At 56.9% G+C, this 17,706-nt stretch carries 18 protein-coding genes; 4 read left to right on the top strand and 14 right to left on the bottom strand.

Annotation, left to right across the window (positions count from 1 at the left end; translation table 11 throughout):
• Nucleotides 1–64: 64 nt before the first annotated feature.
• Complete coding sequence (locus tag BGP77_RS16645) at nt 65–2,713, top strand: GNAT family N-acetyltransferase (protein WP_108165823.1); 2,649 nt, start codon at nt 65–67, stop codon at nt 2,711–2,713.
• An 11-nt stretch (nt 2,714–2,724) separates the two neighbouring features.
• Entirely contained in the window at nt 2,725–3,555 is an 831-nt protein-coding gene (gene nudC / locus BGP77_RS16640; RefSeq protein WP_108165822.1) for an NAD(+) diphosphatase, read from the top strand.
• Here the strand turns inward: nudC and ccoM are convergent.
• The 14 genes from ccoM to ccoN all read right to left on the bottom strand — a co-directional run bounded on the left by ccoM (nt 3,510) and on the right by ccoN (nt 15,173).
• Entirely contained in the window at nt 3,510–3,656 is a 147-nt protein-coding gene (gene ccoM / locus BGP77_RS18150) for a cytochrome c oxidase subunit CcoM (protein ID WP_199224294.1), read from the bottom strand. The genes nudC and ccoM overlap by 46 nt on opposite strands.
• Nucleotides 3,657–3,763: 107 nt before the next feature.
• Nucleotides 3,764–4,504, bottom strand: a complete 741-nt coding sequence (gene fnr, locus BGP77_RS16635; protein ID WP_108165821.1) for a fumarate/nitrate reduction transcriptional regulator Fnr — start codon at nt 4,502–4,504, stop codon at nt 3,764–3,766.
• 114 nt (nt 4,505–4,618) lie between these two features.
• Nucleotides 4,619–5,515, bottom strand: a complete 897-nt coding sequence (gene ttcA, locus BGP77_RS16630) for a tRNA 2-thiocytidine(32) synthetase TtcA (RefSeq protein WP_199224293.1) — start codon at nt 5,513–5,515, stop codon at nt 4,619–4,621.
• Nucleotides 5,516–5,589: 74 nt separating this feature from the next.
• Nucleotides 5,590–6,057 (bottom strand): hypothetical protein, encoded by a 468-nt coding sequence (locus tag BGP77_RS16625; RefSeq protein WP_108165820.1) that lies wholly within the window; start codon nt 6,055–6,057, stop codon nt 5,590–5,592.
• A 79-nt stretch (nt 6,058–6,136) separates the two neighbouring features.
• A complete protein-coding gene (locus tag BGP77_RS16620) occupies nt 6,137–6,745 on the bottom strand; it encodes a gamma-glutamylcyclotransferase family protein (RefSeq protein ID WP_108165819.1) in 609 nt (202 codons plus the stop codon).
• 3 nt (nt 6,746–6,748) lie between these two features.
• Nucleotides 6,749–7,399, bottom strand: coding sequence for a sulfite exporter TauE/SafE family protein (locus tag BGP77_RS16615; protein WP_108165818.1), 651 nt, complete (start codon nt 7,397–7,399; stop codon nt 6,749–6,751).
• Nucleotides 7,389–7,571, bottom strand: a complete 183-nt coding sequence (ccoS, locus tag BGP77_RS16610; protein WP_108165817.1) for a cbb3-type cytochrome oxidase assembly protein CcoS — start codon at nt 7,569–7,571, stop codon at nt 7,389–7,391. The genes BGP77_RS16615 and ccoS overlap by 11 nt, the downstream gene beginning before the upstream one ends.
• 4 nt (nt 7,572–7,575) lie before the next feature.
• Nucleotides 7,576–9,972: a heavy metal translocating P-type ATPase gene (locus BGP77_RS16605; RefSeq protein WP_108165816.1), complete on the bottom strand. Its 2,397-nt coding sequence runs from the start codon at nt 9,970–9,972 to the stop codon at nt 7,576–7,578.
• Entirely contained in the window at nt 9,972–10,478 is a 507-nt protein-coding gene (locus BGP77_RS16600; RefSeq protein ID WP_158269414.1) for a FixH family protein, read from the bottom strand. The genes BGP77_RS16605 and BGP77_RS16600 overlap by 1 nt, the downstream gene beginning before the upstream one ends.
• 24 nt (nt 10,479–10,502) lie before the next feature.
• Nucleotides 10,503–11,912 (bottom strand): cytochrome c oxidase accessory protein CcoG, encoded by a 1,410-nt coding sequence (gene ccoG / locus BGP77_RS16595; protein WP_108165814.1) that lies wholly within the window; start codon nt 11,910–11,912, stop codon nt 10,503–10,505.
• Between the two features lie 98 nt (nt 11,913–12,010).
• Nucleotides 12,011–12,928, bottom strand: a complete 918-nt coding sequence (ccoP, locus tag BGP77_RS16590; RefSeq protein WP_108165813.1) for a cytochrome-c oxidase, cbb3-type subunit III — start codon at nt 12,926–12,928, stop codon at nt 12,011–12,013.
• Nucleotides 12,921–13,109 (bottom strand): cbb3-type cytochrome oxidase subunit 3, encoded by a 189-nt coding sequence (locus BGP77_RS16585; protein ID WP_370446848.1) that lies wholly within the window; start codon nt 13,107–13,109, stop codon nt 12,921–12,923. The genes ccoP and BGP77_RS16585 overlap by 8 nt, the downstream gene beginning before the upstream one ends.
• Nucleotides 13,110–13,115: 6 nt before the next feature.
• Nucleotides 13,116–13,721, bottom strand: a complete 606-nt coding sequence (ccoO, locus tag BGP77_RS16580) for a cytochrome-c oxidase, cbb3-type subunit II (protein ID WP_108165812.1) — start codon at nt 13,719–13,721, stop codon at nt 13,116–13,118.
• A gap of 15 nt (nt 13,722–13,736) precedes the next feature.
• Nucleotides 13,737–15,173 (bottom strand): cytochrome-c oxidase, cbb3-type subunit I, encoded by a 1,437-nt coding sequence (ccoN, locus tag BGP77_RS16575; RefSeq protein WP_108165811.1) that lies wholly within the window; start codon nt 15,171–15,173, stop codon nt 13,737–13,739.
• A gap of 352 nt (nt 15,174–15,525) precedes the next feature.
• Here ccoN and BGP77_RS16570 point away from each other — a divergent pair, with 352 nt between their 5' ends.
• Nucleotides 15,526–15,792, top strand: coding sequence for an acylphosphatase (locus BGP77_RS16570; RefSeq protein ID WP_233252381.1), 267 nt, complete (start codon nt 15,526–15,528; stop codon nt 15,790–15,792).
• 110 nt (nt 15,793–15,902) lie between these two features.
• On the top strand, nt 15,903–17,675 hold the full coding sequence (aspS, locus tag BGP77_RS16565; protein WP_108165809.1) for an aspartate--tRNA ligase: 1,773 nt from the start codon (nt 15,903–15,905) through the stop codon (nt 17,673–17,675).
• Nucleotides 17,676–17,706: the final 31 nt, after the last annotated feature.

Here is a 17,706-nt window from a genome sequence, read left to right as displayed (position 1 = left end):
CCATTGAAAGGATGGGCAGTATAAGGCTAGTCTTGTCGCGATTCATCCCGACTTTGGTGGTACCGTGCCCGACCTCAGTGCCTTTTTCCAGCCCAAAAGCGTTGCTGTTTTGGGCGCATCAGAACGACCCGGCAGTATGGGCGCTGTGGTCACCACCAATTTAAAAGACGCGGGCTTCGAAGGCCGTATCTATGGCGTAAACCTCAAAGGTTACGACAGCGTCTTTGGCTTCCCCTGTTACCGCTATGTCCGGCAGATTCCCGATCCGGTCGATCTGGCGTTGATCTGCCTGCCGCCGGAAACCATTTTACGCGTGTTGCCGCAGCTTGGCCGCAAAGGTATTAAGGCAGCCATCATCCTGACCGGTGGCCTGTCGCGCCGTTTGGCGGTGGAGCAAAAGCGTCGCAACCGTCGCATTGAAGAGCTTGCTCGGGAACTGAATATTCGCGTGCTTGGCCCCCATTGTTTGGGTGTGTTGGTGCCGGATGCCCACCTCAATGCGAGCTTTGCCCACATTGATGCGCAGCCGGGGCGATCAGCCTATGTGGGGCATTCGGCGGCGCTTGGGTCGGCTTTGCTGGATTGGGCCGGGGCGCGCGGCATTGGTTTCTCACACTTTCTTACCGCCGGTTCGAGTGCGGATTTGCGCATCTCTGACATCGTTGATCACCTGTCCACTGACCGTCGTGTGCGCGCCATTCTGATCCACCTGGAGCAGATTCGCGATGCCAACCGTTTGCTGATTGCCATGCGGGCGGCGGCGCGCTCAAAAAAGGTGTTGGCGATTCGCACTCAGGTGCAGGACAAGCTGCCGCCGGGTCTGATTGACCGTCGCGCGGTCGATGATGAATTTTTTGCGCGCGCCGGGGTGCTTCAGGTCGACAGTGTCGATGGTCTGTTCAGTGGCCTGGAAGTGTTGTCGCGGGCGCGGCCGTTGCATCGGCCTAATCTCGCCATCGTAAGTAACGGTCTGGGTCCGGCGATGCTGGCACGACAACAACTTCAGGTGTTGGGTGGGCACTTAGCGCCGGTCGATAACGTCAGCGAACGACTCACCGATCTATGGTACGCCGACGAAACCGGCTATAACCCGGCCATTTTGCCCGCCAACGCCAGCGGTGATGACTATGTGCGAGTACTCACTGAGCTGGAGAAGGAGGGCGCCATTGGCGGCATTCTGGTGGTTCATGGTCCAAACCGACGGTCGGATCCCACCGAAGTGGCCAATAAGCTGTTGCCCTGGGTGAAACGCAGCCGCCGCTTGGTACTGACCTGCTTTTTGGGCGGCGTTAGCATTGGCCCCGCCCGAGCGGCTTTTGATGCCGCAGGCCTGTTGAATTTCGATTCCCCCAACGATGCGGTTGAGGCGTTTTTCACCCTGGCCAAGCACGAAATGGCGCAGGAACGGTTGCGGGAAACACCGACCTCAATGGCGCTTGGTTTCCAACCCGATCGGGACCAAGCATTACAGCTGTTCCGTCAAGCAGAAGACAACAAGCGTCGCTATTTCACCTGGGCCGAAGCCCGGATGCTGATGCGGCTTTACGGTTTTCAGATGGTGGATTCCACCTTTGGCGTCGATTTTGAACGCGTTTTGGAACGCTTAACCAGCCGCTATTTTCCGGCGTCATTGCGTCTGGTTCATGAAGCCTATTGCTACCCCTTTGCCTATAACGAAACGCCCGCCGAACGCTGGCGTGGTGTGCGTATTGAACTGAACTCGGCCGAAGAACTGCGCGACGCTCGCGCGGAACTGGAAGCAGAAAAAGCCGAACGGTTCCCCAACAGCCGAACACTCGGTTGGGGCGTTCAGCCGATGCGCCGCAAAATCGACCATCTGCAGTTCAGCCTAGGTATGACGCGTGATGAAGCTTACGGCCCGTTGATTCTCTTTGGTGAGGGTGGGTCACGTGCCGATATGCTGGCCGATCGCCAGGTCGCCTTGCCGCCGTTGAATGCCAGTCTGGCCCGACAAATGATTTTGCGGTCGCATGGTTATCAAGTGCTGGCGGAACGCTCCGATCATCTGGAAAAAGATTTGGCGCGTCTGACGCGTGCGCTGAAAACCTTGTCGCAGATGGTGATTGACCTGCCTGAACTGGCAGGGTTGGAAGTGAATATCTTGCTGCAACCGGGTGAAGAGTTGTTGGTGCTGGGCGTTGCCGCGTGTCGTGGTCCGGCGCAGCGGCCAGCGCTGAATCCGTATCCGAGTGAGTTGGTGGAGCGTCTGCGGCTGAAAGACGAGCGCTCGGTATTGATTCGTCCCATTCGCGGTGAAGACGAACCACTGTTGAAAACCTTCTACGCGGGTTTTGATCGAGAAGCACTGCGGCTGCGCTTTTTTGGCAGCCGATTGCACTTTGAACATCGAGAGCTGGCGACTCTGTGTCAGATCGACTATCGGCGAGAAATGGTCTTTGTGGCGTTATCCGAAGGGGCCATTGTCGGAGAGATGCGGCTTTGGACGGATGTGAACACCAACGAACTGGAGTTCGCCATCATGGTATTGCCGGCATTTCAGGGCACGGGCTTGGCGGGTCAACTGATGCGTAAAACGCTGGAATATGGCCGTGATCAGGGCGTTACTAAGATTGTGGCTGACGTCTTGGTTGAGAACCAGCCTATGCTGGGTTTGGGACGACACTATGGTTTTAGTATTGAACCCGACGAAGACGGTGTCGTTCGGTTAGTCTTGCCGCTGGAAACAGAATAAGGAGTGCGATTGTGTTGTATGAATTGGGCCAGCATCGGATTGAACTACCTGGCTCGGCACCCGCACCCAGTGCCGACGACCGGTTGTTGTTGTGGCAAGGCGGTGAATTGGTCAGCCCGGACGAGAACTGGGTGCAACGACGCAGTGACTGGCCCTCAGCGCAGCTCATTCATGAAGAATTTGTGGGGTTGCTGGATGGGCATCCTTATTACACCGCGCAACTGGACCATGCCGGTGACTGGCCTCGGCTGGGCTTAAGAGACATTGGTCTGCGCAGTGAAACCGCCTTTATGTTGGCAGCACGTGCACGTGGCTTGCTGGATTGGCGCCGGCAGCATCGGTTTTGCGGCCAGTGCGGCCAGCCGACGATGCGCTTGCCGGGTGAATCGGCCATGGTCTGCGAACCGTGCCAGTTGCGCTTTTACCCACGTGTTAGCCCCTGCGTCATCGTGTTAATTACGCGCGGGCCCGAAGTGCTGTTAGCCCAGGGCGTGCGTCACCGCAGTTCGGGCTGGTACAGCACGTTGGCCGGTTTTGTTGAGACCGGTGAATCGTTGGAACAGGCCGTGCATCGTGAAATACGCGAGGAAGTCGGCGTGGAAGTGACCCATCTGCGCTATCAAGGCAGTCAGACTTGGCCGTTTCCACACCAACTGATGCTCGGTTTCTGGGCCGATTATGCGGGCGGTGAAATCACACCAGAACCGGGCGAAATCGCCGACGCTCAGTGGTTCCACGTCGACCACTTACCGCAGTTCCCACCGGGTTTTTCCATCGCTGGTTACATGATTGAAGCTTACCGGCGTTCCTGGGCGTCTTCCGACGGACCATTCTCCGGATGAGTGCGTAAATCTTTACGGACCACCCAGGCAATGCCGCCGAAAAAGGCGAACATCAGACCGACAGTCAGTAAGCCAGCAATCACTACAGTGTCTACATACATGGTTGGAGTCCCCTTGGACTGGAGGATGTGCTCAGTCTAGGGGAGCTTGGGCGAGGTCAATTGATATGGATCAAGGCCGCGCTGGCGGCCAGTTGATCCATATCAATTCAGGCGCTGATGCCCAGTTCGAGGCGCTCGCAATCGGCCAGAGAAGCCATTTGTGTCAGCGCTGTCAGGTCGACGATTTCGATATCGCGGGCGCTGCTGCTGTCGGCCAGGATGCCCTGGCGCTGAAAGCGAGTGAACACGCGACTGACGGTTTCGACGGCCATGCCCAGGTAGTTGGCGATGTCGCTGCGGGCCATGGTCAGACGAAACTGAGTGCCGGAATAGCCACGGCGCCGGAAGCGAGCGGCCAGATTCAGCAGGAAGGAGGCAATGCGCTCTTCCGCGCTTTTCTTGCTCAGCAGCAACATCATCTGCTGGTCTTCACGCAGTTCGCGGCCCATCAGACGCAGCAATTGGCGTCGCAATTCCGGCAGTTGACCGGAAAGCGCATCAAGGCGGTCCACCGGAATTTCGCAGACATTGGTGGTTTCCAAGGCGCGTGCCGAAGCGGGATAAACCGGCGAGTCGTAAGCATCCAGACCCACCAGCTCACTGGCCAGGTGGAAGCCGGTGATTTGTTCATCGCCTTCCTGGGTCAGGGTATAGGTTTTAACGGTGCCAGTACGTACGGCAAAGACCGAGTCGAAAGGTTCTCCCTGCGCGAACAGCAATTCCCCTTTTTTGATCGGCCGGCCACGACGAATGATCGCATCCAGCTTGTCCATTTCACTGGTTTTCAGTGACAAAGGCAGGCACAACGGATGCAGACTGCAATTGCTGCAGTGAGTGGTCAGCGACATCGCTTATCTCCCGTCCAAGGGTTTGATCTCCGGCTTCCTCCAACCAAGGTAGAACGCCGGCAATCGGTTGTTCGCCATCTTAGCCGAAACCGCCGTGCTGTACAGGGTTGAGACTCAATCGTCGGTTGACGGATCCCAGGTATTCACACGGGTTTGTGCCATTGGGCTGTACTCGCTGCCCTCATTAACCGGCGCCAGCGGGATACCGGTCGCCCGCAAAGACAGAAAATCGAACTGTTCACGGTCTGCCAATTGGGACGGTGCGATGTTCTGGATGGACCGGAAAATGTTCTCCACACGCCCTGGATGCTGTTTTTCCCAGTCGCGCAACATGGCTTTGATCGATTGGCGCTGCAGGTTGTCCTGTGAGCCGCACAGGTTGCAGGGAATGATGGGGAACTCGCGTTCGATGGCGTATTGCTCAATATCGTCTTCGCGGCAGTAAGCCAGTGGCCGGATCAGAACATTGGTACCACTGTCGGACAGCAGTTTCGGTGGCATGGCTTTGAGTTTGCCGCCATGAAACATGTTCAAAAACAGCGTTTCGAGAATGTCATCGCGATGATGACCCAGGGCCACTTTGGTGGCGCCAATCTGGTCGGCAAAGGCGTAGAGCGTGCTGCGACGCAGGCGCGAACAGATACCACAGGTGGTTTTCCCCTCCGGCACCATTTCCTGGACCACGCTGTAGGTGTCGCGTTCGAGGATGTGATAAGGCACGCCCAGGTTTTTCAGGTATTGCGGCAGAATGTGCTCTGGGAAACCGGGTTGTTTTTGATCCAGGTTGACCGCCACCAGCTTGAAGTCGACTGGGGCGCTGCGCTGCAGGCTGATCAGGATGTCCAGCAGGGTGTAGGAATCTTTACCACCGGACAGGCAAACCATAATGGTGTCGCCGTCTTCGATCATGTTGAAGTCGGCGATGGCGCGGCCGGTTTCCCGGCGCAGGCGTTTTTGCAGCTTGTTGAATTCGGTGCGCGATTTTTTCTCAGCGATGGTCACGGCAGTCATGGGCAATCGGGTGGCTCGGGGTCGGGCGCGTGTTCTACCACCTCAGGCGCTGCGGAACAAGTTTTGCGGCCCAATCAGGCCGCTCGGGTCGATAGATCGGACGCGTAAGTGCGCCGAAACAGCGAGTCATCGACACGCCGACCACGATGGCAGGCCTGGCGCCACAATTCGATGGCTTGGTCGGTGCTCAGTTGATCGACGGAACCACCCGCGTGGAAGCGAGCATTCAGTGCCGCCAAAGCGGTGGCGTAGCCCCAGTTCAGGCACAGCTCTTGGTGTGGATCGGTGAGGAAACGGCGTTGGCTGGCCAGCCCGCGAACCTGACAGGCCAGTTCTGGCCATTGCGCAATGTACTCATCCCAGACGCGTTTATGCTGCCAGGCCGTCATTCCAAAGGGGCCGAAGCGATAAAGGCGGCTGTGTTGGCACTGTGCGCTGGCTACCGCTTCAAGCCAGGCGGGTAAACCCGGGTCGCTCAGTTGAGCCTGGTGCAAGGCAGGCTCGATCACGGCGCTTCGTAGATCCAGACAATAGGGAGTCATAGCGGACACCTCCTGAGGTTCGTGGTCAGCCTGCAAAATCAGGACTGAACTCGACCTGAACTGTCTATCTATGACTGGGTTAACGGCCGGAGCTTGGAAGGCTGTAGCGTGTGCGCTGCTGAAACAACTCGGGCAATTCTTCGTGCAGCAAGGCGTCAATACGCGGTGGCAGAGAGTCGTCGTTCATGGCACGAGGGTATTGCGGCGCGAGACGATCGTCGCTCAGATGCTGCCAGGGGCCGGTGGAGTGCAGAAAGCGACGAGCAAAATCATCGCCATAGCCCAGGCAGCCGTTGAGGATGACATCCACATAGGTTTGCATGATCGGGCGATGGGGCTGCGGTGTTTCACTGGAATAGCCGACGTAGGCCCACAGGGGGACCTCGGTTGGCAACGTTTGTTGCGCGAGCGAACGAACATTGGACCAGTCGACACGATGCCGGTCGTAGCCTTGTTCACGCTTGTCAAAGCGCGCCAGATTGTCATCGTCGACGATAAATATAACACCATTGCAGCAACTGTCCGGGTTCAGATGCGCACCGACGGCAGTTGCGCCGTAGTCCGGTACTGGGACCGACCAGCGGCGTTCAATACCCTCAATTTCAACCGCCAGTGCAGGTCCGCCGATACCGGTGCGCCGTCGGCTGTCGGCACAAATCAAACTGCCATATCCGAAAATGGCCTGCATCGATTACATCCCCCCGAGCATGTGCGTGGCATTAAAGATGAGCCAGCCTGCGAAACACAGTAAGACGGCTCCGATAACCGTTCGTGTAACCGGGCGTCGCAACCACCCATTCAACTGCTGACTGAAGGCGCCCGTGGCGAGCATAGCGGGCAATGTACCCAGACCAAAAGCCAGCATCAATGCGGCGCTGCCGATGGCATTCGCTTGGGTCGCGGCGTAGCCAAGGGCGGTATAAACCAACCCGCAAGGCAGCAGCCCCCAGATCATTCCGACCGGAAAGGCTTGCAGCGGATGACGCAATGGCAACCAGCGCCGAGCCAAAGGCTGTAAGCCGCGCCAGAGAGGCAGGGCCAGTTTTTCCAGCTGAGTAATCCAGGGTTTGATGTTCAGGTAGTAAAGCGCAATCAGCACCAGCAGTAAGGCGGCGATTAACCGTAAAACAGGGGTAACCGAAGGCGGCAGCCAATGCAGACCGGCTCCGATCAATAAACCGAGCAGCGCATAGGTGGCAATGCGCCCGAGGTTGTAAAACAGCAAGGTGCCTTGGCCCTGGCTGTGCAGCCCCAGCGCCACGGTAATGCCGCCGCACATGCCCAGGCAGTGGCCGGCGGAAATTAATCCAATCAGGGCGGCGGAGATGAGGTCAGCGGTCACGAGGCGGCTTGTGATCGTCGGGAATCATGTCGTCGTCATCGTCGAAGAGGATGCGTTGCGCGGGGCTGTCGAGGTCGTCGTATTGCCCGGAGCGAACCGTCCACCAGAACAGGCCACCACCGATCAGCAGCAGCAAACCGGTGATGGGTAACAGCAACAGCAGAATATCCATGGGGTTAACTCAGTCGTCTCAGTCGCAATGCATTGAGTACGACCAGCAAAGAACTGGCCGACATGCCGATGGCCGCTTGCCAGGGGGTGACCCAGCCAAACGCTGCCAGCGGTAAGGCGACGCCATTGTACACCAGAGCCCACAGCAAATTCTGGCGAATGATGCGCCGGGTTTTACGCGCGGCTCTGACGGCTGAGGCCAAGACAGTGAGTTGATCGTTGAGTAAGAGCGCGTCTGACGATTGTTTGGCAAGGTCGGTTCCTGACGCCAGTGCAATTGAAACCGGAGCGCCTGCCAAGACCGGCGCATCGTTAATACCATCGCCCACCATGGCCAGTTGTAAGCCATGTTTCTGTTGCTGGTTCAACCAGTTCAGTTTATCTGCAGGGCTGAGTCCTGCGTGGTAATCGCCATTCAGCGACAGCGCCGCTAAACGGATGTCCGGCGTTGGATTGGGGTCGCCAGTGAGGACGTGGCAGCGCAGACCCAGTTCTGTGAGTTGTTGCAGAGCGGGCGCGGCCGTAGCGCGCAGTTCATCGGCCAGCTGGAATTGCGCCAGCGCTGTGCCGTTGTAGCTGAGCCACAATAAACCAGGGCGTTCGATGTCATCGTGACGTTCGGTCAGTGCGAAAGCGGCATTACCCAGGCGGTATTCGCCATCGTTATCGCAGCCAGACACGCCTTGTGACGGATGCAGGATGCGTTTGCTCAACGCCGGTAAGGGTGTGCCCATCGCGGCATCGCGGAAGGCACGGGCAAGCGGATGATCGCTGTCGGCTTCGAGTGCCGCGGCGAGGGCGATCAATTCGGTGGCATCGAATTGAGTGGTCGGCAGCACCTCGGTGTGAATCAGTCGGAAGCGACCTTCGGTCAGGGTGCCGGTTTTGTCGAAAGCCAGGTCGGTGATATCGGCCAGGCGTTCCAGGGTGTGACCGCGGGTCACAATCAGGCCTTCGGCCGCCAGGCTCTGAGTTGCCTGTGCCAGCACCGTCGGCGTTGCCAGGCTGAGTGCGCAAGGGCAGGTGACGACCAGAACACTGATGACAATCCAGAAAGCTCGATCGGGATCAATCCACAGCCAGACCAGACCAATAAAGGTGGTGATGACTAAGGTGGTCCAGACAAAATGTCGGGCGCCGCGATCGGCCAGTTCGGCTAAGCGCGGCTTTTCGCTCGCGGCTTGTTCCAGCAGTTGGCTCAATGCCGAGGCGGAGCTGTCAGCGCCCAGTCGTGTTACTTCAATTTCCACGGCCTGACTGAGGTTGGTGGTACCTGCCAGTACGGAATCGCCGCTGGATTTGGCTTGAGGGGCAACTTCACCGGTTAAACGTGCCTCATCGAATTCGCTCTCGCCGTCTACGACTCGACCATCGACGGGGCAGAGTTCGCCCGCCCGCACTTGAATGCGATCACCGTGCGCCAGATCGCGCACCGCGGTCTGCACAAAATCTTCACCGTCGCGTACCCGGCAGGTCGGCGGCAGTTGTCGCGCTAAGGCGTTGCTGGAGGCATGAACGGAGGTGCGAGCGCGGAATTCCAAAAACCGACCCAACACCAGAAAAAAGGTGAACATGGAGACGGATTCGAAATAGACCTCACCCTGGCGGCTCAGGGTGGCCCAGACGCTGGCACCAAAGGCACCACCGATGGCCAGCGATACTGAGACATCCATGCTCAGGCTGCGCGCACGGATGGATCGCCAGGCCGCTGTGAAAAACGGGCCAGCACCAATGGACACGACCGGCAGCGTTATAAACAGCGAGGTCCAGCGCAGCCAGTGCACGTAGGTGGCTTCGATGCTGCCACTGTAGAGCGCGACGGCATTCATCATCGCTTGCATCATGCCAATGCCAGCAACCCCCAGACGCAGCAAATAGCGGCGGCCGGTGCGTTGACGTAATGCTTCTTCCGCGTCGGCCTGGTAGGGCTGAGCGCGATACCCGAGTGAATGCAGGGCAATAAAGAGGTTGGAAAGGGCCGCTTCGTCACGTTGCCAACGCAACAACAGACGATGGGTGGTTTGATTAAAGCGAGCTTCAATAACGCCATCTTGCTGATGCAGTCGCTTTTCAATCAGCCAACTGCAAGCAGCGCAGCTGACACCGTCGATCATCAAGGTGGCTTCGCATTGGCCGGAATCGAGTGGGCGTACGAAATCGGCTTGAACGTCGTCGCGGTCGTAGAGCGCCAGTTGTTCGCGGTCGCGCTGATTGACAGGCGGGGCTGCGGGCGTCTGGTCCGGATCGTGAAAACGGTAGTATTCGCCCAGACCGCTGTCGAGAATGGTCTGAGCGGCGGCGAGACAGCCAACGCAGCAAAATGTCTTGGCGTCGCCGCCTACCTCGAGCTGGAAGCGCTCATCGAAAGCCGGCAGACCGCAATGAAAGCAGGCCTGCGTCATTAGAGTTTCGGGCTTAGCCTGATGATGCTGCGATCGGGCATGGTGACTTCACCGTGCAGGCGCCAGCTTGCCTCTTCGCCATCGGCCGGTTCCAGAATCAGTTGACGCCGTTCCGTGATCGCTTCTGGCAAGACACCCAGATAGCGACCATCGGCCTGACGTGTTAACTGAACGCTGACATCCCAGGCTTCCCGGGTTGGGAATACATAGGTGAGTTGAAGCGCTTCTGGCATGGCATCCAGGTTGCCCTCCAGGCGCAGCTGAACGCGTTCATCCAGGGTTTGCAGCTGCGCACTGAGATTGTGCTCCAACGCCCACTCGGCCTGAGTAGTACGTTCGATAATACCCAGACCGTCTTCGTAGTAATTGTCGAGAATCGCGCCATCGTTGGTTTTGATGGCAAAGGGAATCAACCAGGCCCAGAAACTGACCACCGCAATGATGGGCGCCAGGATGAACCAGATCCAGAATTCGCGGTACCAGGGTTTGCGGGTACTCGTGTTCACGTCAATGATCTCCTAAACCGTTTATCAGAATCGAGCCGGGCCAAAGAAGCGACTTTCTGTTTCGACACTTTGTTCCGGGTCATCAACAGCGACGGCGGTGAAATGAATTTCGTTGTTGGGCAAGGGGAGTTGACCTGGCTCGATCAACAGACGCACCGGCAATTCTACTGAGCCGCCAGCCGTGACATGGATGACATCCGGTGCCAGCAGTTGTAAACCGTCCAGTCCTTCAACACTGAGGCGATAACCCTGATCGCGCTCGGTCATGTTCATCAGATTGATCCGGTAAGAGTTCTCCACCAAACCCATCGGCGTTATACGATGCAATGCGCCTCGGCCGCGTTCAATCGATAAATCCATTGGCACTCGAGTGGCAATCACCCAGCTGAATAAACCGATCATCACCGCCAACGCCAGAGCATAACCGATCAGGCGGGGCCGCAAGATGTGACTGGGTTTGCCTTCCAGACTGTTTTCGGTGGTGTAGCGAATCAGGCCCGGGTCGTAACCCATTTTGTCCATGACGGAATCGCAGGCATCGATGCAGGCGGCACAGCCGATGCACTCGTATTGAAGGCCATCGCGGATATCGATGCCGGTGGGGCAGACCTGAACGCATAACTCACAATCGATGCAATCGCCCAGTCCCGCATCGGCAGGCGAGATACCGCGCTTACGTGCCCCTCGGGGTTCGCCGCGCTTTTCATCGTAGCTGACGATCAGGGTGTCCTGGTCGAACATCACCGCCTGGAAGCGGGCGTAGGGGCACATATAGATGCACACTTGCTCGCGCAACCAGCCCGCGTTGCCATAGGTGGCCAGTGTGAAAAAAGCGATCCAGAAAATGGCCCAGCCGCTGGCGTGGAAATTCACCAATTGCGGCAGCAAGTCTTTGACCGGTACGAAGTAGCCAACAAAGGTAATGGCAGTTGCCAAAGCGACGGCTAGCCACAACAGATGCTTGGCCGTCTTACGGGCAAATTTCTGCGCGGTCATCGGTTGATCATCGAGTTTGATCCGGGCATTGCGTTTGCCCTCGGTTTTTTCCTCGATGAACATGAAGATCCATGTCCAGGCGCTCTGTGGGCAGGTGTAGCCACACCAGACCCGACCGGCATAGACGGTGACCAAAAACAGCGCAAACGCACAGATGATTAATGCCCAGGACAGCAGCATAAAGTCCTGTGGCCAGAAGGTGATGCCGAAGATATGGAACTGACGAGCGGGCAGGTCAAACAACACCGCCTGTCGGCCGTTCCAATCCAGCCAGAGAGTGCCGAAATACAACGCAAACAGGGCAGCGCCGCCGTAGACTCGCAAGTTGCGATAAAAGCCTTTGATGCGGCGGACGTAAATCTTTTCCCTATCTTGGTACAGGTCGACGGTCGTTACGGCGTCGTCCGTGACGTCTTTGACCTCTATTTTATCGGTCATGTTTTTTGGGGGATCAGGATTGGTTTGGGAAGAGCAGGCACGCCCGACCTTTCCAAGCCAGTCCGGGGCGCGTGGTCACGCGCCCCGTTGGTCTGCAATTACTGCGGATCTTGCGCTTGTTCCTGACTCAGGCTGTAGACGTAGCCGGCCAGAATGTGCACGCGTTCTTCACCGAGAACACCACTCCAGGCGGGCATCCGTCCGGAACGACCTTGTTCAAGGGTGTGTTGAACCGAAGCGCGCAATGTTTCACCTGGGATGTGGTAAAGCCAGATGTTATCGGTCAGGTTGGGAGCGCCCAGAGCCTGATTACCGGTACCATCCTGGCTGTGGCAGGCAACGCAGCTGGCGTTGAACAGCGCTTGGCCCTGACTGGCCAGACTGGTGTTGACGTCGTCCTGGCCAGACAGCTGCATAACGTACTCCGTCACGGCACGTACACCAGCAGCGCCGAGCGCATCGCCCCAGGCGGGCATCTGCCCACTGCGACCAGCCATCAGCGTGGTTTTAATGGTGTCGCCAGAGCCGCCGTACAACCAATCGTCGTCGGTCAGGTTCGGGAAACCGTAACTGCCGGTTGCGGCCTGGCCATGACACAGTGCGCAGTTGTCTTCAAACAGACGGGCGCCCACACGCATCGCTTGAGGGTTATCTTTCAGCTCTTCGACCGGAATGGACGCCAGACGCTGATAGATTTCGCCGTAACGACGTTCGTGTTCAACCTGGTCTTCGGTCAGCTGACCGACCGATGACCAGCCCAACAGACCTTTCCAATTGCCTACTGGCATGGCGATGAGGTAACCCACGGCAAAGATGATGGTCGCCCAGAACAGGTTCAGCCACCATTTAGGCAGAGGGTTGTTGTATTCCTCAATGCCGTCGAATTGATGTCCCGTCGTCTGCGCACCTTCACCACCTGGGTCCGGCATGCGACGAGTAAAGTGAATCAATGCGACGATGCCCACCAAAAAGATGGTGGTGATTGCAATAATGTAGAAACTCCAAAAGCTACTCATCGTCATTCCTCTTCTTGTCCGAGGCAGCGTCCATCTGTTCGTCGCGATCGGCGAACGGCAAATTGGCCGCATCGTCAAAACGTGCTTTGCGCTTGCTGGAGTAGGCCCAGTACACCACGCCAAAGAAGGCAATCATGGTGAATACGGTGGCCAGGCCGCGCAGCGTATTTATATCCATCATCGTCCCCTAACGTCCGGTTACGACCGTACCGAGGTGCTGCAGGTAAGCAACGAGTGCATCGATCTCGGTGGTTCCGGCGACCGCTTCCTGAGCGCCAGCGATCTGTTCATCGGTATAAGGCACACCGACAGCACGCAAGGCGCGCATCTTGGTGGCGGTATCTTCGCCATCGAGGGTGCGCTCAAACAACCAGGGGAACGCCGGCATGTTGGACTCAGGAACAACAGAGCGAGGGTTATAGAGGTGAGCTTTGTGCCACTCATCACTGTAACGTTCGCCGACGCGAGCCAGGTCCGGACCGGTACGCTTAGAGCCCCACAGGAAGGGGTGCTCGTAAACCATTTCACCGGCCTGAGAGTACGGGCCATAACGCTCAACTTCAGCACGCAGCGGACGCACCATCTGGGTATGGCAGACGTGGCAGCCTTCGCGGATATAAATATCGCGGCCTTCTAATTGCACAGCGGTGTAGGGCTCAAGGCCTTCGACCGGTTCAGTAGTGTCATTGATAAAGAAGAGCGGCACGATTTCGACCAGACCGCCAAAGCTGATGGCAATGACGACCAGAAAGGCCATCAAGCCAACGTTCTTTTCAACCTTTTCGTGTTGCATCGTAATTCCTACCTATCAAGCGGCCTGGGGTGCGGGTTCAGCCTGAGTGGCCTGGTCATTGCGCACGGTGCGCCAGACGTTGTAGGCCATGATCAACATGCCGGACAGGAAGACGAGGCCTCCGATCAAACGCACCACGTAGCCTCCCCAGCTGGCATCCACACCTTGGATAAAGCTGTACATCAGTGAACCGTCGGTGTTGACCGCACGCCACATCATGCCCTGCATGATGCCGTTGACCCACATGGCAGCGATGTACAGAACAGTACCAATGGTCGCGAGCCAGAAGTGCACATTGATCAGTGAGATGCTGTACATCTGAGTCTGACCAAAGAGGCGTGGAATGGTGTGATACATCGCACCGATGGAAATCATCGCCACCCAGCCCAAAGCGCCGGAGTGAACGTGACCAATGGTCCAGTCGGTGTTATGTGACAAGGCGTTGACCATCTTGATGGCCATCATTGGCCCTTCGAAAGTGGCCATGCCGTAGAACGACAGAGACACCACCAGGAAGCGCAGAATTGGGTCAGTCCGCAGTTTGTGCCAGGCACCACTGAGCGTCATCATGCCGTTGATCATGCCACCCCAGGATGGGACCAGCAGAATAACCGACATCACCATGCCCAGGTTCTGAGCCCAGTCCGGCAGAGCTGAATAATGCAGATGGTGACCACCGGCCCACATGTAGATGGCGATCAACGCCCAGAAGTGAACGATGGACAGGCGGTAAGAATAAACCGGGCGCTCGGCTTGCTTAGGCACGTAGTAATACATCATGCCGAGGAAGCCCGCGGTCAGGAAGAAACCGACCGCATTGTGGCCGTACCACCATTGCACCATCGCATCCATCGTGCCCGGATAAACCGAATAGGCTTTAAACAAGCTGACTGGGATGGAAATGTTGTTGACGACGTGCAACACGGCGACGGTGATGATGAATGCTAAATAGAACCAGTTGCCCACGTAGATATGCGAGGTACGACGTCGATGAATGGTCCCGACGAAGACCGCAAGATAAGACAGCCAGACCATCGCGATCAGAATATCGATGGGCCATTCCAGCTCAGCGTATTCTTTGGCGGAGGTCATACCCAGTGGCAGGGTAATCACGGCAGCGACGATAACCGCCTGCCATCCCCAGAAGGTGAATTTGGCAAGACCTTCAAAGGCTAAACGAGCCTGAGTGGTACGCTGGACAACGTAATACGAGGTCGCAAACAAGGCGCAACCACCAAAGGCAAAAATAACCGCATTGGTGTGCAGTGGGCGCAGGCGACCAAAATGAAAATAAGGACCGAAATTCAATTCAGGGAAGGCTAACTGGGCAGCGATAATAACTCCGACCAGCATGCCGATAATTCCCCATACGACTGTCATGATGGAGAACTGTCGAACAACGGTATAGTTGTACGTTTCGTTCACCTCATTAACGGGGCTAGCATGGCTCATGGATCAGCTTCCGAGGGGCAAAGGGTTAGAAACAAAAGGCGGCGCAAGTATGCTCAGCCGCTTATGGTTTTGCAAATGACCCAGGTCAATTTCCAAGGTAATAACAAGGCGCACACGCCATTATTACCCGCGTTGGGACAGAGCCTAGCAAAGGAAATGATAGTTCGCTGATTGATTGGCGTGTTGGAAAAAACGCAGCGTTTCCGGAGGTTATTTCTGCCGTCATGTTTTATTAAAAATAATGATAATTATTATCAATAAGTATCTGGCTGAGATATCTTTGAATGCATTATGACCACCGCTAAACTGGCTGGCCTATCAAAGTCGGACTGAGAGGTTTGCGATGCAATGCATGAAGGCCTGGGTATATGGCAAAGTGCAGGGCGTGGGATATCGCCTTTTTTGTCGTCGTCGTGCCCGTGAGCTGGGTATCACGGGCCATGCGATTAATCTGCCGGATGGTCGAGTGGAAGTGATGCTGTGCGGCAGTGAGCAGGCACTGTCCGATATGGTCGATGCATTGCACGAAGGATCTCACTTTGCTCAGGTTGCCGGTGTTGATGTGGAACGCATCGAGTTGGATAAGAGCAACCTGCCGGGCGACTTTGTGACCGGCTAAATGCTGGGGCTGCGCTGTTTTGCCACAGATCACCGGTAGTTAAACGACTGACACCTAGGTATAATGCCGGCCCTTTGCGAACTCCCTAAGCACCAGATTCAGGAACTCCTATGCGAAGCCATTACTGCGGGGAACTCAACGCTTCCCTGATTGACGAAACCGTGACCATCAGCGGCTGGGTCCACCGTCGCCGCGACCACGGCGGCGTGATCTTCCTCGATGTGCGTGACCGCGCCGGCATCACCCAGGTGGTCTTCGACCCCGACGCACCGGACAGCTTCAACATTGCCGACCGGGTCCGTTCGGAATACGTCATCGAAGTGACTGGTCGAGTGCGCGCCCGTCCTGAAGGCACCATCAATCCGAATATGGCCACCGGCGAAATTGAATTGCTGGGCAAGGAAATTACCGTTCTGAACGCGGCCAAAACGCCGCCGTTCCCGCTGGACGAATACTCCGATGTCGGCGAAGACGTCCGCCTGCGTTACCGTTTTATGGACCTGCGTCGTCCGGAAATGCAGCAGAAACTGGTCTTGCGCTCGCGCATTACCTCCAGCATTCGTCGGCATCTGGAAGATCAGGGTTTTCTGGATATCGAAACACCGATTCTGACTCGCGCGACTCCGGAAGGTGCGCGTGACTATCTGGTGCCCAGCCGGACTCACCCGGGCGAATTCTTTGCATTGCCGCAATCGCCGCAGCTGTTTAAGCAGTTGCTGATGGTGTCTGGTTTCGATCGCTATTATCAGATCGCCAAGTGTTTCCGTGATGAAGACTTGCGCGCTGACCGTCAGCCGGAATTCACTCAGATCGACATCGAAACCTCCTTCACCGATGAAGCGGGCATCATGTCGCTGACCGAGACCATGATCAGCAACCTGTTTAAGGATGTGCTGGACGTCGAATTTGGTACCTTCCCGCGCATGCCTTACGCCGAGGCGATGGAAAAATACGGCAGTGATAAGCCGGACTTGCGCATTCCGCTGGAGCTGACCACCGTCAGTGACTTAATGACCGAGGTCGATTTCAAAGTCTTCTCGGGCCCGGCGACAGATCCGAAAGGCCGGGTTGCTGCATTGAAAGTACCTGGTGGCAGTGAGCTGACTCGTAAGCAGATTGACGATTACACCAAGTATGTCGGCATCTATGGCGCTAAAGGTCTGGCTTATATCAAGGTCAACGACAAGAGCAACCTGCCGGACGGTCTGCAATCGCCCATCGTGAAATTCATGCCTGAAAACGTTCTGGCACAGTTGATTGAGCGTCTGGATGCCAACGACGGTGACCTGATTTTCTTCGGCGCGGATAAAGCCACCATCGTGAACGATGCGCTCGGTGCCTTGCGCTGCAAGATCGGCGAAGACATGAATCTGTATACCCAGGACTGGGCGCCGTTATGGGTCGTCGACTTCCCGATGTTTGAAGAAACGGGTGAAGGTCGCTTGGCTGCGCTGCACCATCCGTTTACGGCACCGTCGTGCAGTCCGGAAGCGCTGAAAGCTAACCCGGAAACCGCTCTGTCGCGTGCTTACGACATGGTTCTAAACGGCGTCGAACTGGGTGGCGGTTCCATCCGTATTCACGACGAAGCCATGCAGCATGCGGTCTTTGAAGTGCTCGGCATCAGCGAAGAGGAACAGGAAGAGAAGTTTGGCTTCCTGCTGTCGGCACTGCGCTACGGTGCGCCGCCGCACGGTGGTCTGGCTTTCGGTCTGGATCGTCTGGTTATGTTGATGACCGGTGCGGAATCCATCCGTGAAGTGATCGCCTTCCCGAAAACTCAGACGGCTGCTTGCCTGCTGACACAAGCCCCGGGCGACGTCAGCCAGGAACAATTGCGCGATCTGAACCTTCGCATTCGCAAGCCGGTGGCCGAATCCTGATTCGCGCCGCCCAAGGAAAGAGCACGAGGTA

Origin of the sequence: Saccharospirillum sp. MSK14-1 (assembly GCF_003054965.1) — a bacterium.
GTDB lineage: Bacteria > Pseudomonadota > Gammaproteobacteria > Pseudomonadales > Natronospirillaceae > Saccharospirillum.
This window is presented reverse-complemented; position numbering and strand designations above follow the sequence as displayed.